Origin of the sequence: Pseudoalteromonas sp. CuT4-3, assembly GCF_035666335.1 — a bacterium.
GTDB classification, from domain to species: domain Bacteria; phylum Pseudomonadota; class Gammaproteobacteria; order Enterobacterales; family Alteromonadaceae; genus Pseudoalteromonas; species Pseudoalteromonas atlantica.
On record NZ_CP142030.1, the window covers coordinates 1,342,687 to 1,367,191 of the forward strand.

20 protein-coding genes, 1 tRNA gene and 1 pseudogene are annotated in these 24,505 nt (G+C 40.9%); 16 read left to right on the forward strand and 6 right to left on the reverse strand.

Features of this window, described 5'->3' with window-relative positions:
- Position 1: 1 nt before the first annotated feature.
- The 6 genes and pseudogenes from VOI46_RS06110 (at position 2) to ccoG (ending at position 8,055) form a co-directional block, all read left to right on the forward strand.
- Positions 2–283, forward strand: a complete 282-nt coding sequence (locus VOI46_RS06110; RefSeq protein WP_004587239.1) for a DUF1315 family protein — start codon at positions 2–4, stop codon at positions 281–283.
- Positions 273–2,954 (forward strand): DUF349 domain-containing protein, encoded by a 2,682-nt coding sequence (locus tag VOI46_RS06115; RefSeq protein WP_282338022.1) that lies wholly within the window; start codon positions 273–275, stop codon positions 2,952–2,954. The genes VOI46_RS06110 and VOI46_RS06115 overlap by 11 nt, the downstream gene beginning before the upstream one ends.
- Positions 2,955–3,047: 93 nt before the next feature.
- Positions 3,048–3,605 (forward strand): DUF1439 domain-containing protein, encoded by a 558-nt coding sequence (locus VOI46_RS06120; RefSeq protein ID WP_248451114.1) that lies wholly within the window; start codon positions 3,048–3,050, stop codon positions 3,603–3,605.
- Positions 3,606–3,720: 115 nt separating this feature from the next.
- Positions 3,721–5,024: pseudogene (locus VOI46_RS06125) on the forward strand (AarF/ABC1/UbiB kinase family protein).
- A gap of 85 nt (positions 5,025–5,109) precedes the next feature.
- On the forward strand, positions 5,110–6,528 hold the full coding sequence (locus VOI46_RS06130) for a sigma 54-interacting transcriptional regulator (protein ID WP_282338023.1): 1,419 nt from the start codon (positions 5,110–5,112) through the stop codon (positions 6,526–6,528).
- Positions 6,529–6,672: 144 nt separating this feature from the next.
- Positions 6,673–8,055 carry a cytochrome c oxidase accessory protein CcoG gene (ccoG, locus tag VOI46_RS06135; RefSeq protein ID WP_282338024.1) on the forward strand — a complete coding sequence of 461 codons (1,383 nt, stop codon included), beginning with the start codon at positions 6,673–6,675 and terminating at the stop codon, positions 8,053–8,055.
- A gap of 18 nt (positions 8,056–8,073) precedes the next feature.
- Here ccoG and VOI46_RS06140 read toward each other — a convergent pair whose 3' ends face one another.
- From VOI46_RS06140 to VOI46_RS06150, 3 genes are all read right to left on the reverse strand, one after another.
- Positions 8,074–8,484 (reverse strand): hypothetical protein, encoded by a 411-nt coding sequence (locus VOI46_RS06140; protein WP_004587245.1) that lies wholly within the window; start codon positions 8,482–8,484, stop codon positions 8,074–8,076.
- Positions 8,485–8,735: 251 nt separating this feature from the next.
- Positions 8,736–9,650 (reverse strand): M14 family metallocarboxypeptidase, encoded by a 915-nt coding sequence (locus tag VOI46_RS06145; RefSeq protein WP_004587246.1) that lies wholly within the window; start codon positions 9,648–9,650, stop codon positions 8,736–8,738.
- Between the two features lie 64 nt (positions 9,651–9,714).
- Positions 9,715–10,299 carry a hypothetical protein gene (locus VOI46_RS06150; RefSeq protein ID WP_004587247.1) on the reverse strand — a complete coding sequence of 195 codons (585 nt, stop codon included), beginning with the start codon at positions 10,297–10,299 and terminating at the stop codon, positions 9,715–9,717.
- 297 nt (positions 10,300–10,596) lie between these two features.
- Between VOI46_RS06150 and VOI46_RS06155 the strand changes: the two genes are divergently transcribed.
- From VOI46_RS06155 to VOI46_RS06165, 3 genes are all read left to right on the forward strand, one after another.
- Entirely contained in the window at positions 10,597–13,104 is a 2,508-nt protein-coding gene (locus tag VOI46_RS06155; protein WP_004587248.1) for a UvrD-helicase domain-containing protein, read from the forward strand.
- A gap of 185 nt (positions 13,105–13,289) precedes the next feature.
- Complete coding sequence (locus VOI46_RS06160) at positions 13,290–14,858, forward strand: hypothetical protein (RefSeq protein WP_004587249.1); 1,569 nt, start codon at positions 13,290–13,292, stop codon at positions 14,856–14,858.
- Positions 14,859–15,023: 165 nt separating this feature from the next.
- Positions 15,024–15,272, forward strand: a complete 249-nt coding sequence (locus tag VOI46_RS06165; RefSeq protein WP_004587250.1) for a hypothetical protein — start codon at positions 15,024–15,026, stop codon at positions 15,270–15,272.
- A gap of 58 nt (positions 15,273–15,330) precedes the next feature.
- Here VOI46_RS06165 and VOI46_RS06170 read toward each other — a convergent pair whose 3' ends face one another.
- From VOI46_RS06170 to VOI46_RS06180, 3 genes are all read right to left on the reverse strand, one after another.
- Complete coding sequence (locus VOI46_RS06170) at positions 15,331–15,552, reverse strand: hypothetical protein (protein ID WP_004587251.1); 222 nt, start codon at positions 15,550–15,552, stop codon at positions 15,331–15,333.
- A 191-nt stretch (positions 15,553–15,743) separates the two neighbouring features.
- A tRNA-Pro gene (locus VOI46_RS06175) sits at positions 15,744–15,820 on the reverse strand.
- A gap of 164 nt (positions 15,821–15,984) precedes the next feature.
- Positions 15,985–16,608, reverse strand: coding sequence for an arylesterase (locus VOI46_RS06180; protein ID WP_004587267.1), 624 nt, complete (start codon positions 16,606–16,608; stop codon positions 15,985–15,987).
- On the opposite strand from VOI46_RS06180, the gene VOI46_RS06185 reads away from it, so the two are divergent.
- The 7 genes from VOI46_RS06185 to tolR all read left to right on the forward strand — a co-directional run bounded on the left by VOI46_RS06185 (position 16,609) and on the right by tolR (position 24,502).
- Entirely contained in the window at positions 16,609–17,322 is a 714-nt protein-coding gene (locus VOI46_RS06185) for an ABC transporter ATP-binding protein (protein WP_004587268.1), read from the forward strand.
- Positions 17,312–19,813: an FtsX-like permease family protein gene (locus VOI46_RS06190; protein WP_282338025.1), complete on the forward strand. Its 2,502-nt coding sequence runs from the start codon at positions 17,312–17,314 to the stop codon at positions 19,811–19,813. The genes VOI46_RS06185 and VOI46_RS06190 overlap by 11 nt, the downstream gene beginning before the upstream one ends.
- A 127-nt stretch (positions 19,814–19,940) precedes the next feature.
- Positions 19,941–20,465: a crossover junction endodeoxyribonuclease RuvC gene (ruvC, locus tag VOI46_RS06195; protein ID WP_004587270.1), complete on the forward strand. Its 525-nt coding sequence runs from the start codon at positions 19,941–19,943 to the stop codon at positions 20,463–20,465.
- 2 nt (positions 20,466–20,467) lie between these two features.
- Positions 20,468–21,085, forward strand: coding sequence for a Holliday junction branch migration protein RuvA (gene ruvA / locus VOI46_RS06200; protein ID WP_282338026.1), 618 nt, complete (start codon positions 20,468–20,470; stop codon positions 21,083–21,085).
- A gap of 7 nt (positions 21,086–21,092) precedes the next feature.
- A complete protein-coding gene (ruvB, locus tag VOI46_RS06205) occupies positions 21,093–22,100 on the forward strand; it encodes a Holliday junction branch migration DNA helicase RuvB (RefSeq protein ID WP_004587272.1) in 1,008 nt (335 codons plus the stop codon).
- A gap of 1,279 nt (positions 22,101–23,379) precedes the next feature.
- Positions 23,380–24,084 carry a protein TolQ gene (tolQ, locus tag VOI46_RS06210; protein WP_004587273.1) on the forward strand — a complete coding sequence of 235 codons (705 nt, stop codon included), beginning with the start codon at positions 23,380–23,382 and terminating at the stop codon, positions 24,082–24,084.
- A complete protein-coding gene (gene tolR / locus VOI46_RS06215) occupies positions 24,071–24,502 on the forward strand; it encodes a protein TolR (protein WP_004587274.1) in 432 nt (143 codons plus the stop codon). The genes tolQ and tolR overlap by 14 nt, the downstream gene beginning before the upstream one ends.
- Positions 24,503–24,505 lie beyond the last annotated feature (3 nt).

The window sequence follows — 24,505 nt, forward strand, 5'->3', positions numbered from 1 at the left end:
CATGAATATTGACAACCTTGTACAAAATATAACCCCAGAATTATTTGAGCGTTTACAGTACGGTGCTTCAACCGGCAAATGGCCCGATGGCACGCCGCTCTCTGATGAGCAAAAGCAACAAACGGTGCAACTTGTTATGCTTTACCAAGCTAAAATAGCGCAATCAAACGAGCAATTTACCATTGGCGCTAATGGCGAAATGATCCAAAAGACAAAAGCACAACTACAAAAAGAATTTAAATCAGAAAACGAAATAGCTAGGTTTAGTGAACATGATCTTTAAACACCTTTTTACACCTAAGTGGAAACACCCAAAGCAGCAAGTTCGTCTAGACGCAATTGAAAAACTTGATGTAGAGCGCGACGCATCAATTTTAAGCACATTAGCGCTGGAAGATAACTCAGCCGAAATACGCCGCAAAGCATTACAAAAAGTAAATAACTTACCACTGTGGTGGAAAGCCTATAAACAAGATCACGCGCTAAAAGATGTAGCCGAAATACAAATTTCAAACGCAGTGTTAAACAACGAAAGCGCACTGAGCACGCAAATTAAAAGTGAGTATATAGACCGTTTTGCACCGGTTAAAACATTAGAAAAACTCGCCTTTGCAGAGAAAGAACTGCAAGTACGCGTTAAACTTTTAAAGCGCTTAGCTAATCCTAAATTAATTGAAAAAGCGTTTAAAGAGGGCAGCGAAGAGCTTCAAAGCCAACTTGTAGAGCTCGTTATAACGCATCAACTTATTAAGCCATTAGTAAAGCATGCTAAAGGCGATGCTAAGCAGCAGCTTGAGCAACACATTGAAAACGAACGCTTAGCGATTGAAATGCCCGCTCAGGTAGAAAGCGCAACACGCGTTATTTTAGCTAAGCTAAACGCTCTGAGAGATAAAAACGATTACGCTATAGTAAACCCACAAGCCGGCGAGCTAATGGCGCAGTGGCAAGCACTTGAGCTTAAATGGTTAAGCGAAGAGCACGTTAAAGAGCTAGATAAAAAATACATCAGCATTACCGATAAACTCGATGCGCATATTGCTACGTTAAAAGCTCAGCACGAGCAACAACAGCAGCGTTTAGCCGAGCAACAACGCCAATTATTAGCCCTGGCAACACTTGAGGCATTGAGCGAAGAAATAGAAAACGCGTTGCAATTAGGCTTAGAAACCCCAGAGCAAATTCAGCAAGATTGGTTAGAGGCTAAAGTAGCGCAAGCTAAGCAAACGTTAACCGATGCCCAACACGGCGATAACGCACAAACTAAGCAAGTTATTACAAAGCTTGAAAAACTATTCAATCAGGTGGCTAAACTACCAGAGCTTAGTAGCGCAATTGCACAGTATAAAATTGCTTTTGAACAGCTTAAAGCAATTGAACCTGCGCAGCAGCTAGCTGATTACGATGATGTTTTAACTCGTTTTAATAACGCATTTAAACAAACTCGTAGCCATTTAAATGTGGTTGATGGGGCATTGCAGCAAAACTTTAAATCGCAATTAAATGCGCATAAAAAGCAGTTTTTAGCGCAAATGAGTGAGCTGACAAAACCGCTTGAAAAAAACCAAAGCACAGCCAAACGTAAAGCACGCGATGTGAAACGCCTTATTGAGCAAGGCCGCTTTAATGTTGCTTTTGGTGTATTTAAAGGCTTTGAAGAGTTGTTTGATAAGTTAACACCGCAATTTCAGCAGCCACTAGTAAACTTAAAGGCCGATTTAGAAGCACAACTTGCAGAAGCAAAAGATTGGCAAAAATACGCAGCCGCGCCAAAACGCGAAGCCTTACTTGAAGAAGTGGCAGGGTTAGTCGACCAACCGTGTGACGACCCACAACAGCGTGCTGAGCAAGTTAAAGCGTTTCGTAAGCGTTGGAACGAGCTTGGCCGTTTAGATACAGAGCAAGAAAAGCAACAAGGTGAGCAGTTTGATAGCAACATAGAGCTGTTGTTTGCACCGTGTCGTAGTTACTTTGCCGAGCAAGAAGTGGCGCGCGAAGCTGCAAAAGCCCAGCGTGAAGTACTGATAAACGATATGCAAGCACTAAGCGAGCAAGACACCGCTATTGAAAGCTTTGATTGGAAGCAGTTTGAAAGTCAATACAACCGTTTAAATAAAGCCTGGCGTAGCGTGGGTAAAGTTGACCCTAAAACATACCGCGTATTAAACGAAAGCTTTAAAACACAGCAGCAGAGCGTTCTTGCTATATTAAATGCATACCATAAAGGTAACGCAGCACAAAAAAATGCCTTAGTGGAGCGCGCCTCAGCGCTTTCGCAAAGTGAAGATTTAGCTGCAGCATGCCAAGAGTTAAAGCAATTACAACAGCAATGGCAAAGTATAGGTTTTGCAGGTTTAAAAGCCGAAAATGCGCTGTGGCAAAAGTTTCGCCAGTATAACGATGAAACCTTTAGCAAACGTAGCAGTGAGTTTGAGCAGCAAAAGCTGGCTCAAAACGAAACAGATAAACAAGCTGCAATAGAACTGGCTGAGCTAGAAAGTGCCCTTGAGCAAGTAAATCAAAAAGCCCAATTGCATGACCTAGAAACCAAAGTAAAAGGCTACGCACAATATAAATCGCTTGCGTCAAAAGTGGCAGCATTATTAAGTGCTATTGACGAAAAGCTAGCTTTACTAACAAGCCAAGCGCAGCATGCGCAATTTGAAGCGCTGATCACTGCACTTGAAAACAACGATGTAGTGCCAAGTCAATTTCAAGCACCGTTAGCAACGTCGCTTAGTAGTGAACAACTTATTACAAGAATGGAAATTCTTGCCAATGTAAGCTCGCAAAACGCAGCGCTTAGAATGGCAGAGCAAGTGGCCATGCTTGATGATAAACACCGTGGTGAGCATGCTGATTTAAACTATTATTTAAAGCAGCTATTAGCGCTCAGTAAGGGTTCAGTTGAGCCTGACACACTAGCTAAAATTAAAGCTATTTTTACAGCATAATATGTAATTAACTTGTATGAACTACAGGTATTGCATAATAAAAGCCGCTGTTTAAGCGGCTTTTTTATAATTACAACGAGGATAAAGGTTAGCATGAGAATTTTATTACTGTTTTTAACCACACTATTTTTAAGCGCATGTAATTCTACACAAGGCGTGTCTGTTTACTCATTTACCAGCTCAGAAGTAGAAAGTGTGCTAGGTAAACAGTTGCCTAAGTTAAGCGAAAAGGTGAGCTTAATGGGGCTGCCAGTGCAGTTTGATGTAAACGATTTAAGTGTAAATATTGGTCCAGATAGCCGTGATGTAGTAGTACTTGGTGCAGACTCAAGTGCAGAAATAAATGCATTTGCACTAAAATACCCAGTACGCTTAAAGCTGCAAATTGAAGGCAGCCCGTTTTACGACAGTGAAAAAAAAGCCGTGTTTTTACGCAATGTTAAACTACTAGATTCAAGTGTGGATGCTGGTGGCTTTAAAGGTAATTTAGCGGCGCTTGATAATGAAGCGATGGAAGTAATTAATGCTTTTTTAGCCCTCAACCCTGTTTATACGTTAAATATGGACGACCCTAAAATGATGCTGCTAAGCAAATTACCCCTTGATATGAAAGTGGTTGAAGGGGCAATTAAATTAGTACCGCGCCTTTAATGTACAGCACACTGCTTGCGATAGTTTTATTACCCAAACGTTTGGTTAATTAGATCGAGCCCAGTAAAATATACGTATTAATTAGCCTGTTTCTCAGGCTAATTAGGTTTTTACAATGGCAGCTTCGCGCAGCATACCTACCTCAAGACTCTCTCGATTTGCAAAGCTTGGCTCCTTAGCCGGTGGTGTTGCATCCAACATGCTTATAGATGGCACTAAAAGTGCGCTCTCGGGTAATGGTTGGAATAATAAAGCTTTACTCTTACAACCTAAAAACATAGAAAAACTAGCTGTTCAGCTTGCACACCTTCGTGGTGCTGCCATGAACTAGGGCAATTATTGTCTATGGATGTTGGCGAGCTATTAAGTCCTGAACTTACTCAATTACTCGCATTGCTTCGCGCTGATGCAAACCCAATGCCGCACAATCAATTAGTTAAGGTACTTAAAAGTGAATGGGGTGAAGACTGGCTTAATCGTTTTTCGCATATTGAACTTAGGCCATTTGCAGCGGCGTCTATTGGCCAAGTGCACTTAGCTTATCAAGAAAATGGTGAAAAGCTGGCGGTAAAAATTCAATACCCAGGTATAGCGCAAAGTGTACATAGCGATGTAGACAATGTTATTGCACTATTAAACATTGCGCGGTTAATCCCTAAAGAGCTTGATATACAGCCACTCATAAATGAGGCTAAAGCGCAGCTACTTGCCGAGGCTGATTATGAACGCGAAGCACACTACCTTAAAAGATACGGTGAGTTGCTAAGCCAGCACGTTAATTTTAAAGTGCCTAAAGTATATGGTGTTCACAACACTAAACGCATTTTGGCAATGGAGTATGTACAAGCAACGCCTATAGAAGCGCTTAGCAATTTACCCCAAGGTGAGCAAAATAACATTGCAGCTAGGCTCATAGATTTATTTTTTAAAGAAATGTTTGAGTTTAAGCTAATTCAAACCGATCCTAACTTTGCTAATTTTCATTATCAGACCCAGAGTAAGCAAATTGTGTTATTTGACTTTGGGGCAACCCGAGAGATCTCGAGTAAATTGAGCAAGGCTTACCTGTCACTATTTATTGCAGGCACTGAAAACAATAGGGCGGGCGTGTTAAGCGCAGCTCGCGAAATAGGTTATTTTAAAGATACCCTACTAGATTCTTACAAAAGCCATGTTATTGATTTGTTTTTAATGGCGTGTGAGCCGCTAAGAACCACTGGCGAGTTTGATTTTAAAAACAGTCCCTTAGCAACGAATATTAAAAATGCAGGGCTAGAGCTGAGCGCACAGTCGCAGCAATGGCATACACCGCCCGTTGATGCGTTGTTTATTCATCGTAAGCTAGCTGGGCTTTATGTAATTGCGGCAAAGTTAAATGCAAAAATAGATATTAACGCTTTATTTAAGCCTTATATTTAAGCCTTATATTAAAGGCCACTTTATTTAACTGTTTAGCGCGTCACTTTATGGCATAATAATCGTGGTATTTCGCGAGGATGATGCAATGATAAAACAATTTTTAAATGACCCCAAACTTTTACTTAATGCGGTAGGAGAGGGCATTTACGGCTTTGATTTATCGGGCAATGCGGTGTTTGTTAACCCAGCCGCTGAACGTATGACTGGCTGGCAAGCCCAAGAATTGTTGGGCAAAAAAATACACCAGTATCATCATCACAGCCACGCCGACGGCTCTCCTTATCCAGCCGATGAATGCCAAATATATTGCACCATGTTTGATGGCAAACGCCGCGAGGTTAAAAACGAAGTATTTTGGCGCAAAGACGGCACCTCGTTTGCAGTAGAATACACATCAACCCCCGTTTACAGGCAAGGTGAGTTAATTGGTGCGGTCGCGGTATTTCGCGATATATCGGCGCAGCAGCAAACCCAAAACGAACTTAAGCAAGCGCTTGAGCAAGTTAAGCATTTAAGTGAGCAGCTGCAAGATGAAAATAACTACCTAATTGCAGAGCTTAACGAAGACTGGCAAGACTCAGGTTTAGTTGGCCAAAGCCATGTTTTTCAAGCTATGTTGGCGCAAATTCAACTCGTTAGCGAAACCGACAGCACAGTATTAATTTTAGGTGAAAATGGAACAGGCAAAGAGCTGGTGGCGCGTAACTTACACCGGTTAAGTAAACGCAGTAATCAAGCTTTTATAAAAGTGAACTGCTCAGCGTTTACGCCAAGCTTGTTAGAGTCTGAATTATTTGGCCACGAGCGCGGTGCGTTTACCGGTGCAAACGAGCGACGTAAAGGCCGCTTTGAACTGGCCGACAAAGGCACACTGTTTTTAGACGAAGTTGCTGAGCTGCCATTAGAAGCGCAAAGTAAATTGCTACGGGTATTACAAGAGCAAGAGTTTGAACGGGTTGGCGGTAGTACTACGCTTAAGGTAAATATTAGAGTATTGGCAGCAACCAATCGCGATTTATGGCAAATGGTGCAAAAAGGCACCTTTCGAATTGATTTATATTACCGCCTTAATGTGTTTCCTATTAAAGTGCCTGCGCTTAAAGAGCGCAAAGAAGACATTCCTTATTTATGCACCAATTTAATTACTCAACTAAATAAACGCTTAGCAAAGCAAATAAAAGGGGTGAGTAAAAAAGCGATTAGCCAACTACAAGCTTATGATTGGCCTGGTAATATTCGCGAGTTACAAAACGTACTAGAGCGCGAAGCTATTTTAACTAAACATACTGTCCTTAAACTGAGTCAGCCATTGCATGGCGATGCAAGCACAGCTGTAAATACATCACTTACGCTTGCAGAGGCGCAAAAACAGCACATTATTGCGGTGCTTGAATTATCACAGTGGCAAATATCTGGCGATAAAGGCGCTGCTTGCAAATTAGGCTTGCCCGAGAGCACTTTGCGCTCAAAAATGCGTAAACTAGGAATAAGCAAAAAAACGTGATATATCGCGTTATTCGTTAAATATCGCGAATAAATTTTATTGATAATTTATAAATGTGTTTAATATCAATTATTTAAGTGAGGTTTCAGCTTGGTCTGAAAGTTGCAAAAGTAGCATTAATACCGTCACTATTAAGTAGCTACTATGAAGTTTGATATTAAAGAAGAAGATATGATAATCAAGCCCTATAACACACCAGGGCCTATTTATATTCGTGAGCAAAAAGGCTTTTTCCAACAAATACGCCGTAATCTTGGTTGGTTACTTATGCTTATGTTTATTGCCATTCCTTGGATTCAATACAAAGGTGAGCAAGCCGTGCTACTTGATGTAGCCACGCAAAAGTTTACTATTTTTGGTTTAACCTTACTGCCGCAAGACTTTATGATTTTAGCGCTGCTATTTATGGTAGGCGCGTTTGCTTTGTTTTTTGTCACGAATTGGCTTGGCCGCGTGTGGTGTGGTTATACCTGCCCCCAAACAATCTGGATGTTAATGTTTAGTTGGGTTGAGCAACGTATAGAAGGTACTCGTAATCAGCGTATAAAGTTAGATAAATCGCCATGGAGTGCATTAAAGTGGCGTAAAAAAATAACAAAACATGCTGCGTGGCTTGTTATATCGCTGCTTACTGCAACGTCGTTTATGGCGTATTTTATACCCGCTAAAAGTTTATACCTTGAAATGTTTACCTTACAGTGGTCGGGCATTACCAGCTTTTGGGTGTTTTTATTTGCATTTTGTACTTATGGAAATGCCGGCTTTTTACGCGAAAAAATGTGTAACGTGGCGTGTCCGTATTCTCGCTTTCAATCGGTGATGTTTGATAAAGATACATTGGTAGTGAGCTACGATGCAAAGCGCGGCGAAAACCGAGGCCCTCGTAAACGTAAAGCTGATCCTAAAGCCCTTAATTTAGGCGACTGCGTTGATTGTAATTTATGTGTAGAGGTATGCCCCGCGGGCATAGATATTCGTAACGGCTTGCAATACGAGTGTATAAATTGTGGCTTATGTATTGATGCCTGTGACGACACTATGGATAAATTTGGCTATCAAAAAGGGTTAATTAAATACGCCAGCGAAAAACAGCTAGAAGGTAAAAAAACCAATCCATTTAGGCTTAAATTAGTGGGGTATGGTGTATTAACAGGGGTATTAATTATTTCTATGGTTGCGTGGGTATTACAACGTACGCCAATAGAGGCATCGGTACTGCGCGACAGAAACGCTTTATACCGTGTAAATTATGAAGGCTTGGTAGAAAACCCATACACACTCACTATTATTAATAAAACCCAGCAGTCATTGCACTACGGCGTAGCCATTGAAGGCCTACCTGTGGCCACACTTAGTGCGCCAAGCTCTATTTTGGTATTGCCAGGAGTGATGAAAAAAATTCCGGTGACAGTCACCGCCGATGGCTACGACATAGCAACAAAAGTGACCCCAGTTAGCTTTGTGATTACCGCCGTAGAAAACCCTGACATAGCGATTACTAAAACAAGTCAGTTTTATAAAAACTAGCAATGGCTTGGGCTAAAGTTAGCTCACGCCATTATTTAATTGCGATGAAATAAAACGTTTTGCAGCATCTAGGTTATCAAATAAACATTGGTTAAAATCTACATCGCGTTTAGCGTTTTGCATTATTCGCTGCATTTGGCTTATAGCAATAGGGGAGGTGAGGACAAATGCACTTATCAAGCAGTTAGTGTGCTGCATATGTGTGCTTATGGCGACCATTTCTTGCTCTGCATCGGGCGTAGCGGCAAGTACACACGATGAGTCGCTTATGTAACCCCATTGTTTACCTTCAAATTCAGCCACTTTATCAAAAAGGGCGGCTTTGAAGTTGGCCAATAGCTCTAGGTCTAAATTTCCGCTAAATTGGGCAATAATTATATTGCCCTCAACGGATAAAGTTACCTCGGCATGTTTATTTTTATACTTCATCGTAGGTTCCTAATTTAAATTAGTTTATAACTTATACCAATTTGCTTAATTAAGTTAGCTATCTTGAGGCTAGAAAAACGTGTTGATAGCTTGTCAAAAAATCCGCTATTCAGTTGTTCTTGGCAATTGCTCCTGCATTGCTCTCCCTTCTGCATCCATGCAGTCTTAAATGAAAGTTTTTTAACGAAGGTAGCGACACGTTTAGCCCCAAATAATGATTAAGTATTATTGCACATGGGTATTTAAAGCCCCTAAAGTGACTTTAAATAATCTAACGCGCCGGTAATAACAGCAACTTGCGCTTGAGTACACTGCTCATCTGAGGCAGTTGGGCTATCTGGGTATACTTCGGTTGTAGTTACATAAGGGGCATTGGTAAAGCCCATGCATAAGCCCAATTCGCGTGCTGCGTAATTGATAACGCCAAATTGTTCCTGCGGTACACCAATTAATTGATTGTTTTCGTCACTGGGGGCAATGTGCGTCACCTTCTCAACACTATTTAAAATGGCTTTTTGAAACTCAGGTGCTGGTTTTTTGCTATCAGCCACTAAATAAAAACCATCTGGTATGTTCCAGTTGGTGTTAATTTTACCATCGCGAGCCGCCAAAGCAGGTCTAAATTCACTGTTGTCTGTGTCTGTGGTTTCGTGCAGATCAATATGCGCAACTAACTCAGTGTTTAGCGAGGCTACATATTTCATAATAGCTGCAGATTCTTGAGCAGGGCTGTTATCGTAAAAAGAGCGATTTGGATCAATAGCTTCTGGGTTCCAGCGATTTATGGTTTCAAAACCCCACGGGCTAATACAAGGTGCAATAATAAAGTTAAAACGCGTTGTATAAGGTGCAACAGCGGTTTGAGCAAATGCCAGCGCACCCATAACGCCACTTGTTTCGTAGCCGTGCACACCCCCAGTAATTAACACGGTAGGGCGATCACTTTGCCAATTTTTACTTTTAAATAAATAAAGTGCAAAGCTAAGCGGCGAATAATTTAGCTCGCCGTACTGCTCTACACCTAAAAACTCGTTAGGCTGGGTAATTTTACTGACTACGAGCTGGTTATAATCGCGCTTTTTTTGTTGAAGTTGTAACCATGCTGCTTTATCACTGTCGTTCCATGGTTTATTAGGGGTACCAATTGGGTATAAAGTGTCGCTCATTGTGTGCCTTTAACTTGTCGCTTTATAAAGGCGTTAGCTTATCGCTGCAATTACAAGCCTGCAACTAGAAATGCTCGGTTACACCTGCCGTGTTTTCGTACAAGGTGGCGTTTTCACGTTTATGTTTTTCAAATAAATACTCACGTAATGCCTCTTTACCACTTTTGATACTGACAATTTTTGCGGCATAGCCTAAATTAGTTTTACGGACTAAATCTATAAGCAGAGTGACTTTTTTCTTATTGGGTAGTTTAAACGTAATATGTTGCGCGTGAGTAAGGCTATAGCGATGATCGCGCGGCTTTAATAGCACGCCACTGCTTGAGAGCGAAAGCACATAAAAGCGCTCGCTTTGTAAATGCAGGTCTGAATAACGCCAGCTTCTGTCTACACCTTCGGTATCTATTACCTCAGGCGCACTCAGTACGGGGTTTAAGTAGCCCTCATCGTTGAGCTTAAACTCAAGCGGAAACCACAACTGATAATGGCCCACCTCAGCTAACATGGTTAATTTAGCGTGAGACAACAAACCTTTTAGTGTATCTGGCAAAGCCGTTTTTAAGCTAAGCTGCGAGTTATCGTTTGTATTGTCCTTGTTACTGCCTACAACAGACGAAATAAAACTTAACTCTTCCTTAGTTAAATCCATATTATTTCTCGTTTAATAAAAGCTTCACATTAAACTAATACAGTGATTTGTTCAATATTCAAGCTGAAAAATTAAACTAATATAAACACCTGTTTAGAGTAAATACTTAAAGCCTGTTGATTGTTTTAGATGGAGTTTACCGCAGTATAAACACCCAATGTACACAGCCTATGGGCTCTTTATAAGGCCTGCTTGTACTTGCTTTGGTTAACCACGCAGCCACTTTTAAGGCGGGGCGCGCCTTGGCGTTTAAACTGTGATAAAATTTATTTTTAATTTTAGTCTATTCAAGGTTTTATGGCGCAGTTTATTGCCACTCCAAGCTGGTTAGGACGTTTTTTTACGCGTATTAACACCGTTACTATTAAGCAAAGTTCACTCGTTATACATTTTAAAAATACTACTTCACGCGCCTATTTAATTAGCGACTTTACTAATTTTACACAATTTAAAAAAGGCCTGTTTAGCGGGAAAATAACCCTCAATCATAGTACAAAAACGGTAATTAGCTTTTTAAATAAACAGCAGGCTCAAACGCTTAGTGAGCAGCTAAACAGTGTTTTTGCCAATCACCTAGAAGAAAAAGTGAATACAGCAAAAACGCTTGTAAAACGTTATGCAACAAACGAGTATCTTCGCGACTCAAACGTGCCGTTATTAAAATCGGCGGTGTTTTCACTGGCACAGCAGTACGGCGCAATACCTGCACTATGGCAGCAGCATTTATCGGCCATTAATATTAAGTTTTTAACTATTTTAAGTAGTTCACCAACAGTAGCGCATGCCACAGAGCAGCTACGTAAAAGTTATGAGCAAAAAACACTAATGGCAAGAGCCGACTTTTATAATGTGGTTGAATCAAACCCGCTCACACATGAGCAACGCCTTGCTGTTATACGCAATAATGACAAAAATTTAGTGCTAGCGGCCGCAGGCACTGGCAAAACTTCAGTAATGGTTGCAAAGGCACTGGATTTAATTGCTTACGGTGGTGTAAAACCTGAGCAAATATTGATACTTGCTTATAATAAAAATGCGGCAAACGAATTAAATCAACGCTTTAATTTAAGGGCGCAGCAAGCAAATTTAAACGTTACGCCGCCTACTATTTTAACCTTTCATGCGCTGGGGCTTAAGTTACTGCAAAGCGCTAATAAAACATGTAGCTTATCGCCTTTTGCAAACGATGCTATGGCGCTTAATAAATGGTTTACACAGTGGCTTAGTAATACCCTAAAAACAGACTCACGTTTTTGTAAAACTTTTGTTGAGACCCTGTATGAACCTACTGATAGCTTCAATACCGAAACTAGAACCGCAACTAAAACCGCCTTAAAAGCACAAACCTATCACACCCTATCGGGGCTAAAAGTAAGCAGTTATCAGCACTTATTAATTGCCAACTGGCTTTATATGTATGGTATTGAACACACTTACCAAAATGATGACACCGCCGATTTTTTCTTGCCACAGCACCAGGTTTACTTGGCGCATTTTGTGACAGATAGGCAAGGTAATTCAGTGCAGCATGCACCTAACTTACACAATAGCGAGCATATTAAATATGTACGCGCGCACCATAAAAAACATGGCCATGCATTGGTGCAAACATTTCATTATAACTGGCAAGAAGGTCAGCTTGAGCAGCGTTTAAAAGCACAACTACAAAAACATAAAGTGAACATTAACCCCGTAGATAACCACGCAGTGTACGAGCGTTTATCTGCAACAGGGCTGTTAAAGCAAAATATAAATAAGTACTTAAACTGCCTAAGCGCAATACGGGGTGAGCAACTATCTAACACTCAAATAGCAGCGCGAATAGCTAAAAGTGGCATTATAAATCATAAAAGTTATGCAACATTATTGGTGGCAATGCAGCGTGCATACTACGAAAAATTAAAAGAGCAAGATGCTATTGATTTTGACGACATGATTGCAAGCGCAGCTCAGGCGGTTAAGTCGGGGGAGGTAAGTGTACCTTGGCGCCACATTTTAGTTGATGAATTTCAAGATATTTCATGCGCACGCATGGCGTTTTTAAATACGTTAATAAAGAGTGGTCCGCAACCTTGTTTCACTGCGGTTGGCGATGATTGGCAGGCTATTTATCGGTTTTCAGGCGGTAATTTGGCGCTCATCACACAGTTTAACGATTTAATAGGCAGTCACTCACTCACGTTATTGCAAAAAACGTTTAGATATAACAACAGTATTAGTGAGGTAGCGGGGCGCTTTGTAATGCAAAACCCTGAACAATATAAAAAGCACATCACCACACATACGCAAGTAAGCACCCCTCAAGTTGTGTTACTTGACGATTTACACCAAGGAAAAAAGTCAGTAGCACTAAAAGTGCAGCAAACTATAGCCACAATTAATAAAAATAATAGCACGGCCAGTATTTCTGTATTGAGCCGTTATCGGTTTATGCTTAATGAGGTAGAGCAGCACTTAGCAGGTAACAACTTTGCTAACCCACTGCATTTTTGGACACTGCATGGCTCAAAAGGACTCGAAGCCGATTACTGTATTATTATAGGTTTTGAGCAGGGCAAGTTAGGTTTTCCAAGCAATAATCCGGGCAATTTACTTGTTGAGGCATTATTGCCCGCACAAGATACCTTTAATCATTCAGAGGAGCGACGTTTATTGTACGTAGGGATCACGCGCGCTAAGCATAAAAGCTATTTAATTGCTCCGCCATCTGCGTGTTCTGAGTTTATTAGCGAGCTAATAAATGATAATTACCCTATTGATATAGCCTCTAATTTGTTTGTAAAACAGAGTAAGCATAATAAGTAAGATTAATGGTTAAATGTAAGAGTATTGGCTGCGTAAAACGCACATCGCGCTTTTTTAACTAGCAGTCAAACTTGCTTTATACACTAATGCCATGTGTCGCCATCATTGAGACCCACATTTACTATTTAGCCTGCCATTACATGCTGTTAAACTTAACGCCTATTTAGATCATTTTTGAGAGCGTTATGCGTACCCGTGCTTTTTTTACTAAGCGAGTGAGCTTTATATTCGTTTTATTTACTTTATTTTCATTTAAAGGGGCTGCCCAGCAGCAAGAGCAAACCCTTATTTTAGCCGGTAGTACAATTAATAGCTGCAGTGCTAATACGGCGCAAAGTTGCAATACGCAAAATAACTCAAAGTCACAAAGTGTGTTTAAGGTAACCAATACTAATATTGAGCAAATAAAATTAAATTGGCCCACTAACAATACAAATAACCAAGCAAATGTTTTAAATACCTTACGTGCCCTTAGTAGCAAAAATGCAAACGCGGTCTCTAAAAGTGAGCTGCTTTGGCAATGGCGAGATATAAACAACGAGCAACTCAATAGCCTAACAAAGAAAGAGTTTAGTTTTGTATTTGATATGCTCGAACAACCTCATGCAAACACCACCTCAAAAACTGAGCCACCAAGCAACGGCATATTGCAATTTATAGCGGGGAGCTTAAAGGTTGCTGACCCAACACCCACTTTATTAATTATTAACGCAGCCCAGCGTGACCCATACGCACAGGTAGAGGCGCTTAAAACGCTTTTACCAAAAGGTGTAACCAGCCAATGGTTGCCGCTTACACCTGCACTTGCTAAAGCAATTACTAACAATACCTGTAGTGATTTACCGGCGCTGCGTCACTCACAAATGAACCTGTATAATCGCAGCAATGTATACCCCGAGCTCACAAAGGCTGAGCAAACACTTTGTAATAATGGGGTTGAGGCGTTAGTTAATTTAATAAACACCAGTACCGGTGTTTTATTTAGCGACGGCACGGCTAAAAATGCTTTAAAAGCACTGTATGATGAAAATAATACTGCCTACCCCTGGACGAACGCGCTTAAAACTCGCCCAGTTATTGTAGGGCTAGGTGCAGGAAGCAAAATACAAAGTGAAAACGTCTATCTCTCACAGCACCAAAGCGAAGCGGTATTAAAAGAAAAGCTTGCTCCACAGCCTAATGCACTTAACGGGTTAAACACGTTTACCTATGGCCCACTGAGCACCCGCTTTAGTGAGCAAAATCAAACGTTAAACCTAGCGGGTACATTAAATACCGCAAAGCAAAAAAACGGTGATATTAAGCACGGTTTTGGTATTGATGAAAACACAGCCCTTGTTGTTATTAAATCCAACAAAGGAAATTTAATGACCGTAATAGGGCAAAGTGGCGTTGCGTATTTAAGTACGCAGCAAAAAGCAAGTAGCTATAACTACTCGTACTGGCCTGCTCGCAGTGTAATAGATATTACTAATGCCGGGTTTGAACTTAGCGAGCGCACCATTAGCCAAGCATTAGCGCCTGTTAAAATACCGCCTTTACCGGTGCAGCGTTTTGCCAATATTTTAACCGATTCAAAACTACGCTCGCTTACGCAAGCTATGTGCCTAAGCCAAGAGCAAAGTGCGGTAGGGCAACAAGATGACCTTTTAATAAATTTAACTGCCACAAAAAATACGGATTATTACCGCATTAATACCCAGCCGTATGGTTGCGCATTAAGTAATTTGTCACTGAATGTAGAGCGCTTTTAACCTTAAGCGCTAGTACTAAATATACTTAATAACCCGATACAAAGGTTTATGTTTATTTTAATGGGCTATAAAATAGCGCCCAAGTAATTTATACCTATTCGCTTAATTTAGTGGTTACGTTTTGCGAATAGGCATTAACCAAGCAGATTTTACAAAGAGCAATTTATGAATAACGAGCACGACATAATCGACAACCTAGCAGAGCTAGAGAACTTTTTAGTAATGGTAGAAAACGGCGGCTTAGGCTTAAAAGGTGTATCGGGTGTAGGTATGGCTACAAGCAATAAAGACGGCAGCCATTTTGTTGCAGTATTTGACGACAAACAACAGTTATTACTGGCGCGTGGCATAACAGCCGAGGTATTTGAAAACGGTAAAGACATGGTGCGTAATGGTGTAGGGCGTACACACTAATAAAAACTAAAAAGCGCCGTATGGCGCTTTTAACTGCTTAAAACTAACTCTAAAATATTTAAAGCCTGTCGACTTGTTTTGAACTAATACTGGTCACAATATTATTTTCAAAACGGATCAATACAATGTACATCCCACCAATTGAGCCTTTTAGTTTATAAGTAAACTCTTCTGTTTTAACTAATTTGTCGCCATTACCAATATCAACAGCTTCATTAAGCACATCTTTATAAAGTGGTGCGCCTACTACAGCTACAATGTCAGATTTAGTTTTACCCACACTTAAAAGATTTCCGTTTTTAAGTCAAAACTACCTTGGGCAAACGCAAAGCTTGAAATAAAAAGAGATAAAAGCAGAGGAAACAAAATACGTTTTTTCATAAGTCATCCTTAAACACATAGTATTTAATGCTAGGTATACAAGGTAATACAGAAAAATGACAGTGAAAAAGAAATAAAGAGGAGGTTAAATGGTCGGTATGGCAGGATTTGAACCTGCGACCCCTGACACCCCATGACAGTGCGCTACCAAGCTGCGCTACATACCGACGTTGTTTGCAATAGTACGTATATTTTATTAAAAATCAATAAGTGATTGTTTGTTTGCGTGTTTATTGTGCAAATGAGCTAAAAAACTTTAAGCTAAGGGCGTATCGCCCTTAGTAAGCACATGCCGTGCAGCGCATGTTAAGCCACCAAAGAACAAGGCGGGCTAATCTTTATTTAGCCATTGGTTGATCGAGTCATACATTTCATCGCGTATCAGCAGTTGTGCTTCTTTATTTGGATGTAATTGATCTCTTTGCATTAAGTTTGGCTTATCTGCCACATTAAGCATAAAAAAGTTAAGTAAATGAGCATTTGTTTTTTCACTTACTTGTGTAAAACTGTCAGTGAACATTTTACTGTAACGCGGCCCGTAATTAGGGGGAATGTAAATTTCCATTAACGCGACCATGGCATTTTCAGCTTGGCTTTTTTCGATTAAATCCGTTAAGTTGGCCTGCATTTTTGTTACCGGAAAACCACGTAAACCATCATTAGCACCAAGCTCAATAAGTACATGGCTTGGTTGGTATTGCGCTAGTAAGGCATCTAGCCTGCGTAAAGCGCCACCGGTAGTTTCGCCACTAATACTGGCATTAATTAGCTCTATATTACGCTGCTCTGCATCGTATTTATCTTGTAACAATTTAACCCAGCCTTGCTCTTGTTTAAGCCCATAGGCTGCACTTAAACTGTCTCCAAGTATTAAAATCGTGTTGTCGGCCGCCGCACTAAGTGGTTTGATAACTAAAAATAAAACGAATACAAAACGTAGGATTGAATGAGTCATATGTCAGCGCTTTCTCAATTAAATATTATTCAAGTAAATGGTTTGTCTAAAGTAGTTTCTACCTTCGAAGGTGAGTTGCCCATCCTCAGCGACATCAGCTTTAATGTCAAGCATGGCGAGTCAGTAGCTATTGTTGGCACCTCTGGCTCAGGAAAATCCACGTTATTAAGTTTATTAGCGGGGCTAGATACCGCAAGCAGTGGTGAAATTACCCTTGATGGCGAGCCGCTACATAAATTAGATGAAGAGCAACGCGCGGCATTGCGTGCAGAAAAAGTAGGTTTTGTATTTCAATCTTTTATGTTGGTACAAAGCTTAACGGCACTTGAAAACGTGATGCTGCCGGCAGAGCTTGCTGGCGAAAGCGATGCCAAAGAGCAAGCTCTTGCCCTATTAGAAAAAGTGGGGCTGAGCCATCGTATTGACCATTACCCATCGCAACTCTCTGGTGGTGAGCAGCAACGTGTAGCCATTGCCCGTGCCTTTATAGGCACACCTAAAATTTTATTTGCCGATGAGCCTTCTGCAAATTTAGACAGTAAAAACGGCAAAATGGTGGAGTCACTATTATTTGATTTAAACCAGCAGCACGGCACAACGCTAATTTTAGTAACTCACGATGAAGCACTCGCGCAAAAGTGCCAGCATATTGTACAAATTGAAGCGGGCTGCTTAGTTAAAAACTCAAAAGAGGACGTAGCGAATGTGGGCTAAGTTAGCACTTAAATTATTTGCGCGTGAATTTCGCCGCGGCGAACTAACGGTAATTAGTGCCGCCATTGCGCTGGCGGTATTAACGGTGCTTACACTGTCTATGGTCACTGAGCGAATAGCACAAAGCATAGCGCAAAAAAGTAGCGCGTTTATTGCCGCAGATAGAGTATTGGCAAGCGCCCATGAGCTAGATACGGCGTTTATTAGCAAGGCCAAACAAGAAAACTTACAAACTGCGCAAATGATCTACTTTGACACTATGTTATTTGCCAACGACGAGATGCAATTTACCTCGGTAAAAGCGGCGTCTAACGAATACCCGTTAAAAGGCGAGTTAAAAGTAAAATCATCATTGCTTGGCGAAACACAAGTAGCGCAGGCCGGCCCAAAGCCTGGCAATGTGTGGCTAAGCGAATCGGTTTTTTACAGCTTAAATATTGATATTGGCAGCCAAGTAGAGCTAGGCGCAGCAGTATTTAATGTAGAAAAAGTGGTGGTTGAAGAGCCAGATGCGCCGTTTAATGTATTTTCGAGCAGCCGCAGAGTGCTTATAAATATTGCTGATGTAGCAAAAACTGAGGTTATTCAACCTGGCAGCCGAGTAAATTATCGCCAGCTCTACGCAGGCGATGAATCAGATATAACGCGGTTTTATGAATGGTTAAAGCCGCAAATGGCTGAAAATCAACGTTGGTATGGCGTAAAAGATAGGCAGTCACCTATATCAAATAGCTTAAACCGTGCAGAAAGCTTTTTATTACTGGCCGGTTTGCTGGGCATTATTTTGGCTACGGTTGCTATTGCTGTGTCGGCAAAGCGTTATTGTGAGCGCCAATACGACCCCGTAGCAATGATGAAAACACTTGGCGGAAGCCGTGCATTAATTCGTAAAATATATTTTATGCACTTACTCATGGTGTGTGCTTTAGCGGTTATTGTGGGTTTAGCCATAGGCTACGGTTTACAAGAAATAGCCACTGGTTATTTAGCAAAAAGCATGGATATGAGCTTACCTGCCGCCGGGTTTAAACCTTGGCTGGTGGCCATTAGCACAGGTGTTATATGTGCAGTTATGTTCTCTATTAAGCCACTGCTTGATTTATTTGATATTCCACCGCTTAGAGTATTGCGCCGTAATTTAGGCGACAGACTAGCGGTAAGCCGTGTGCACTTAGGTTTAAGCGCGCTTACGGTGTTTTTATTAATGTGGTTATTTAGTAACAACATTAAAATAACGCTTATTTTATTTGTCTCCACGCTTGCTTTGATTGCGGTTTTGTTTGTTATTTCAAAATTAATATTTGGCGGTGGCCGTAAATTAGGTTTAAAACCAGGCAATAGTTGGTCGTTAGCCATTGCCTCTATACAAAAGCGTGCCAACGTAAATGCGGTGCAGCTTATTAGCTTTTCATTGGCGATAAAATTGCTATTGTTTTTGATTGTGCTTAAAAATGACATGATCTCAGATTGGCAGTCTCAATTACCCGCCGATGCGCCTAATGCATTTTTAGTTAATATTACGCAAAACGAACTTGAGCCTGTAAATAATTACCTAGCAGAGAACGATATTTTAGTTTCGGATTTTTATCCAACCATTCGTGGGCGAGTAAATGCGGTAAATGGCGAGCTTGTGGCGCGTAAAGTGTCGTTGCAAGATAACGAGAAAAAAAATGAAGAAGCGCGTTCAGGCATTGGCCGTGAGCTTAATCTAACCTGGCTTGATAATGTGCCTGCTCAAAACGAAATTGTGCAAGGGCAGTGGTTTGGCGAAGGCGCAGTGGGTGAGGCATCGGTTGAGGAGTCTATGTTGGAGCGCCTAGACGTAGAAATAGGCGACACCTTAACATTTTTAATTGGTGCGCAATCATTTGACGCCAAAATTACCAGTGTGCGTAAAGTAAATTGGGCGACGCTAAAACCTAACTTTTTTATTATTTTAAGCCCCGACGTGCTAAAAGATTTTCCGGCAACGTATATTTCATCTGTGCGTATAGAGCCAGAGCAAAAGAAAGCGTTTAGCCAGTTACTGCGCACTTATCCAACCATTACCGCCATCGATGTAGATAACTTTGTTAAGCAAATACAATCAACCATTGAGCAGGTGTCGTTAGCTATTGGCTTTGTGCTTGCTATTGTGGTTTTGTGTGGCGCATTAGTGCTTATATCTCAGGTGCAAGCGAGCCTTGGCGAGCGAATGCAAGAAATAGTAATACTGCGAACGTTAGGCGCCAAAGGGCGGCTAATAAAAAATGCGACGCTTTATGAGTTTTTGCTATTAGGTGGCTTAGCCGGGTTTGTAGCTGCATTATTTAGTGATGTAGCCTTGCTGATTGTTCAGCAGCAAATGTTTGACTTAGCCGGTAAGTTGCACCCAACAATTTGGCTAATAGGGCCAGTGTCGGGCGGGGTGTTTGTAGCCGCGCTTGGCTACTTTATGATTGCCCGTAAACTTAAACAAAATACCCAAGGCTTAGTACGTGCTTTAGCCTAAGCTATACTTTTAACGCTAAACGCCCGCACTAAGTTGCGGGCGTTTTTGTTTTACTCGCCACTGGTAATTTATACAGTGCTCTGGCATTATTACCGTTATTGAAAAATAACAATAATGAGTGTGCTGTTTGGCCATTATTTTAGGGATAGACCCAGGTTCGCGTTTAACCGGTTATGGTGTGGTTGCGCATCAAGGCGCTAAATTTACCTATTTAGGAAGCGGGTGTATTAAATTAGCCGAGCATGAGTTCCCCATACGATTAAAAATGATCTACCAAGGGATCACGCAAATAATAGAGCAGTTCTCCCCCGAAACCTTTGCCATAGAAAAAGTATTTATGGCGCATAACCCGGATGCCGCGCTAAAACTTGGCCAAGCCCGAGGAGCCGCCATAGTGGGAGCCTCTATGGCCGACTTACCCGTATTTGAATACTCAGCACGGCAAATTAAACAAGCCGTGGTAGGCAATGGCGGCGCCGATAAATCGCAAGTGCAACACATGGTAAAAAATATTTTAAAATTACCTGGCACACCGCAAGCCGATGCGGCCGATGCGCTTGCCATTGCAATTTGCCATGCGCACTCAGAACAAAATTTAATAAAACTAGCGGGTAGCGCAAGCAAAACCGTTAGAGGACGTTTAAGGAAATAAATATGATTGGCCGTTTAAATGGCATTTTAGTTGAAAAGCAGCCGCCCGAAATTTTATTAGAAGTAAGCGGCGTAGGCTACGAAGTACAAATGCCCATGATCTGTTTTTACGACTTACCCAATATTGGCGAAAACGCCATAGTGTACACACACTTTGTAGTACGCGAAGACGCACAACTATTATTTGGCTTTAATAATAAAACCGAGCGCGCGCTTTTTAGAGAACTATTAAAAGCAAATGGTGTGGGTCCTAAACTAGGCCTAGCAATATTGTCGGGCATGTCGGCGCAACAATTTGTTAGTTGCGTAAACAACGAAGATGCCACAACATTGGTTAAATTACCGGGTGTGGGTAAAAAAACCGCTGAGCGTTTAGTGCTTGAAATGAAAGACCGCTTAAAAGATTGGGGTAACGATTTATTTACGCCATTTAGCGATAATGCCGTTATAGAGCCTCCTAGCGATGCAACGATAGCCAATAATGCTGCAGACGATGCCGTATCGGCACTTGTTGCGCTTGGTTATAAATTGCCACAGGCGCAAAAAGCAGTAAAATCGGTAAGTAAACCCGATATGTCTACTGAGGTTCTTATTAAAGAATCTTTAAAATCAATGTTGTGAGTAACCCATGATTGAAGCTGATCGTTTAATTGACGCGAGCGAAAAAACCAACGAAGACACCATAGACCGCGCAATAAGGCCCAAGCTTTTAGCCGACTACAAAGGTCAGCCGCATGTTAAGCAGCAAATGGAAATATTTATAGAGGCAGCGCGCAGCCGCGGTGAAGCGCTCGATCATTTATTAATATTTGGCCCGCCGGGCTTAGGTAAAACCACGCTTGCTAATATTGTTGCCAATGAGCTTAATGTAAGTATTAAAACCACTTCAGGCCCAGTACTTGAAAAAGCCGGCGACCTTGCTGCATTACTCACCAACCTTGAAGAAGGCGATGTGCTGTTTATTGATGAAATACACAGACTCAGCCCACAAGTTGAAGAAATACTTTACCCCGCAATGGAAGATTACCAACTCGATATTATGATTGGTGAAGGCCCCGCTGCACGCTCTATTAAATTAGACTTACCACCGTTTACGCTTATTGGCGCGACAACACGCGCAGGCTCACTTACCTCACCACTTAGAGACCGTTTTGGCATAGTGCAGCGCTTAGAGTTTTACTCGGTAGCTGACCTATCGCATATAGTGGGGCGATCTGCACATTACCTAGATTTACAAATGTGCGACGATGGCGCTACCGAAATTGCAAAACGCTCACGAGGCACACCGCGTATAGCTAACCGCTTATTGCGCCGTGTGCGCGATTACACGCAAGTAAAATCAGATGGTACAGTAAATGCCTCCGTTGCCGAGCTTGCCCTTGATATGATTGACGTAGATAAAAGCGGGTTTGATTACATGGACCGTAAATACCTACTTGCCATTATCGAAAAATTTATGGGGGGGCCTGTAGGGCTAGATAATTTAGCCGCCGCCATAGGCGAAGAAAAAGAAACCATTGAAGATGTGATTGAGCCGTTTTTAATTCAACAAGGTTTTATACAGCGCACACCACGCGGGCGAATTGTGTCAGACAATGCGTATCATCACTTTGGTTTACTCCCCAAACAAGATTAACCCCTCTTTAGCCTGTTACAGAAAATGTAGCGGGCTACTTCCTCTGTTAAATGTAATACCAATTTGCAATAACACTTAATCATGTTGCGAGGCAAACGTATCGCTACCTGCGTTTAATAACTCTAATTTACGACTGCATGCAGAAGGTATAGCAGTGCAGGAGCAATTGCCAAGAACAACGAAATAGCGAATTTTTTGCCTAACCATCAACACGTTTTTCTAACCTCAACATAGCTCACTTAATTAAGAAAATTAGTATAGTTTTTTAAAACTTACTCAGCTTTCATCCACTTTGTTGCAAATGTAACCAATAAATTAAAATCGTTTTGTAATTCACTTAACGTTAAGACTGGCGTGGCTATGCTGCGTACCATTAAAACCAGTTAGCTTTAAAACAGTAGCAACATAAGAGACTAGATGCGGCGCTAATTGTGTTAATAAGTTTTACCTTGTAATAAACATGCTTTTTACTGAAAGTAGATAATTCAAAGATACGAGCGGGTAAAAAAAGATAGTAAATACACCGTTGGCAATTAAACAGATTGTGTAATTTATACTTATTGTATGCCAAGTTGGCGGTAAAATTTAGGCAAAAAAAAGCCCGCATATAATGCGGGCAAACAACAAGTTGAAGGAAGTAATCCAGGGAACTACGTTTTACTTAATCAGGTTTTATCCAAAAAGAGTAAAACAATGTAATACGACTAAAAATCCTATTACTAAGAACTTGGCTTAATGAAAAATGTTTCATTCAGTGCGTAAGCTCGGTATGGGAGAATAATACGGAATAAGCATTTTTTGTTCAAACTAGAAAATTTAAAATTTCAGATGAGAAAAACTAATCTGATGAATTTTTTTGTTGTTAGAATCTTGTACGTTAATTATTCGTTAACTTTATAAGTGGCTGAAAATTAATAAATAACTGGTCTTAGCTGTATTGTTACAGTATTAGTTATATTAGTACATGCAAAGTGGCGTGAATTACTTTTGCGTGCTTATGCACTTTTTATGAATAAACGGTGCGTTTTATTAAGTTTACTGCGTATATTTACGCACTTTTGTAGTATTAAGTTGTGTTTTACTAAACGCGGTAGTCGCGTTTTAGAAACAAACAAGCGATTAAGCGTATGTTTAACGTTTTTTGTTGCCAATTCATAGCAATATCGTTGTCAGTAAACCCTTGACTCGATACACTAGATGCAACTTATGGCCGTTACAATGGTCTTATTTACACAAAATAACCAAATTGACGTTTTTTGAAATTATTTAGGAGTTTAACGTGGGATCAGGGCTTAATTTTTTAGATCTAATTCTAGAAGCCAGTTTGCTTGTGCAGTTAGTAATGCTAGCGCTAGTAGCAATGTCTGTTATGTCATGGGCAATTATTTTTCAGCGCAAAAAAGCAATTAGCGACGCCTTGTCTGATGCAAAAAAATTCGAACAAAAATTTTGGTCAGGTATCGACTTAAGCAAACTATACAACGAAATCTCATCACGTAGCGGTCAATCTCATGGTATTGAAGCGTTATTTACATCAGGCTTTAAAGAGTTTGCACGCCATAAAAAGAACACCTTTCAAAGTGCAGGCATTGTAATGGAAGGTACGCATCGCTCAATGCGTGTGGCACTGTCGCGTGAAATCGAAAAACTAGAATCGAGCTTATCGTTTTTAGCGACAGTGGGTTCGATTAGTCCGTATATCGGCTTATTCGGTACGGTGTGGGGTATTATGAATGCCTTTATTGCACTTGGTGAAGTGAAGCAAGCAACATTACAAATGGTAGCGCCAGGTATTGCTGAGGCACTTATTGCAACGGCAATGGGCTTATTTGCGGCTATTCCGGCTGTTATTGCGTATAACCGCTTTGCTAATAAAGTTGAAAAACTAGAATCACACTACATCAACTTTATGGAAGAATTTGCCAATATTTTACACCGTCAAGCAGCTACCCAAATAGAGGCTAAAGCGAATGTATCAGCGTAAGAAGCGCCGTCCGGTCGCAGAAATTAATGTAGTACCTTACATTGATGTAATGTTGGTATTGCTAATTATATTTATGGCAACAGCACCGCTTATTACTCACGGTGTGAAAGTTGATTTACCAAAAATGGAAGAGTCGGATTTAGTTGATACTAAAGACACGCCACCCATTATTGCCTCAATTGACTCGGCAGGTAAGTACTATGTAAGCATAGGCACTGATCCAGAGGAGCCAATGGAAGCACTTGATGTGGCCGCGGTTATTAAGCTTCAGCTAATGAAAAACCCTGATGTACCAGTAATGATTAAAGGCTCTGGTAAGGTTTCTTACCAAGAAGTGTTGTTATTAATGGACTTTTTAAAGAATGCTGGCGTACCATCTGTGGGTTTAATGACAGAATCCTTTGAGGGGACACAGTAGTAA

What these genes read in the sequence shown, in the direction of transcription:
- VOI46_RS06110 (WP_004587239.1), top strand. Translation starts at nt 2, where the DNA reads ATGAATATTGACAACCTTGTACAAAATATAACCCCAGAATTATTTGAG.
- VOI46_RS06115 (WP_282338022.1), top strand. Translation starts at nt 273, where the DNA reads ATGATCTTTAAACACCTTTTTACACCTAAGTGGAAACACCCAAAGCAG.
- VOI46_RS06120 (WP_248451114.1), top strand. Translation starts at nt 3,048, where the DNA reads ATGAGAATTTTATTACTGTTTTTAACCACACTATTTTTAAGCGCATGT.
- VOI46_RS06130 (WP_282338023.1), top strand. Translation starts at nt 5,110, where the DNA reads ATGATAAAACAATTTTTAAATGACCCCAAACTTTTACTTAATGCGGTA.
- ccoG (WP_282338024.1), top strand. Translation starts at nt 6,673, where the DNA reads ATGAAGTTTGATATTAAAGAAGAAGATATGATAATCAAGCCCTATAAC.
- VOI46_RS06140 (WP_004587245.1), bottom strand. Translation starts at nt 8,484, where the DNA reads ATGAAGTATAAAAATAAACATGCCGAGGTAACTTTATCCGTTGAGGGC.
- VOI46_RS06145 (WP_004587246.1), bottom strand. Translation starts at nt 9,650, where the DNA reads ATGAGCGACACTTTATACCCAATTGGTACCCCTAATAAACCATGGAAC.
- VOI46_RS06150 (WP_004587247.1), bottom strand. Translation starts at nt 10,299, where the DNA reads ATGGATTTAACTAAGGAAGAGTTAAGTTTTATTTCGTCTGTTGTAGGC.
- VOI46_RS06155 (WP_004587248.1), top strand. Translation starts at nt 10,597, where the DNA reads ATGGCGCAGTTTATTGCCACTCCAAGCTGGTTAGGACGTTTTTTTACG.
- VOI46_RS06160 (WP_004587249.1), top strand. Translation starts at nt 13,290, where the DNA reads ATGCGTACCCGTGCTTTTTTTACTAAGCGAGTGAGCTTTATATTCGTT.
- VOI46_RS06165 (WP_004587250.1), top strand. Translation starts at nt 15,024, where the DNA reads ATGAATAACGAGCACGACATAATCGACAACCTAGCAGAGCTAGAGAAC.
- VOI46_RS06180 (WP_004587267.1), bottom strand. Translation starts at nt 16,608, where the DNA reads ATGACTCATTCAATCCTACGTTTTGTATTCGTTTTATTTTTAGTTATC.
- VOI46_RS06185 (WP_004587268.1), top strand. Translation starts at nt 16,609, where the DNA reads ATGTCAGCGCTTTCTCAATTAAATATTATTCAAGTAAATGGTTTGTCT.
- VOI46_RS06190 (WP_282338025.1), top strand. Translation starts at nt 17,312, where the DNA reads ATGTGGGCTAAGTTAGCACTTAAATTATTTGCGCGTGAATTTCGCCGC.
- ruvA (WP_282338026.1), top strand. Translation starts at nt 20,468, where the DNA reads ATGATTGGCCGTTTAAATGGCATTTTAGTTGAAAAGCAGCCGCCCGAA.
- ruvB (WP_004587272.1), top strand. Translation starts at nt 21,093, where the DNA reads ATGATTGAAGCTGATCGTTTAATTGACGCGAGCGAAAAAACCAACGAA.
- tolR (WP_004587274.1), top strand. Translation starts at nt 24,071, where the DNA reads ATGTATCAGCGTAAGAAGCGCCGTCCGGTCGCAGAAATTAATGTAGTA.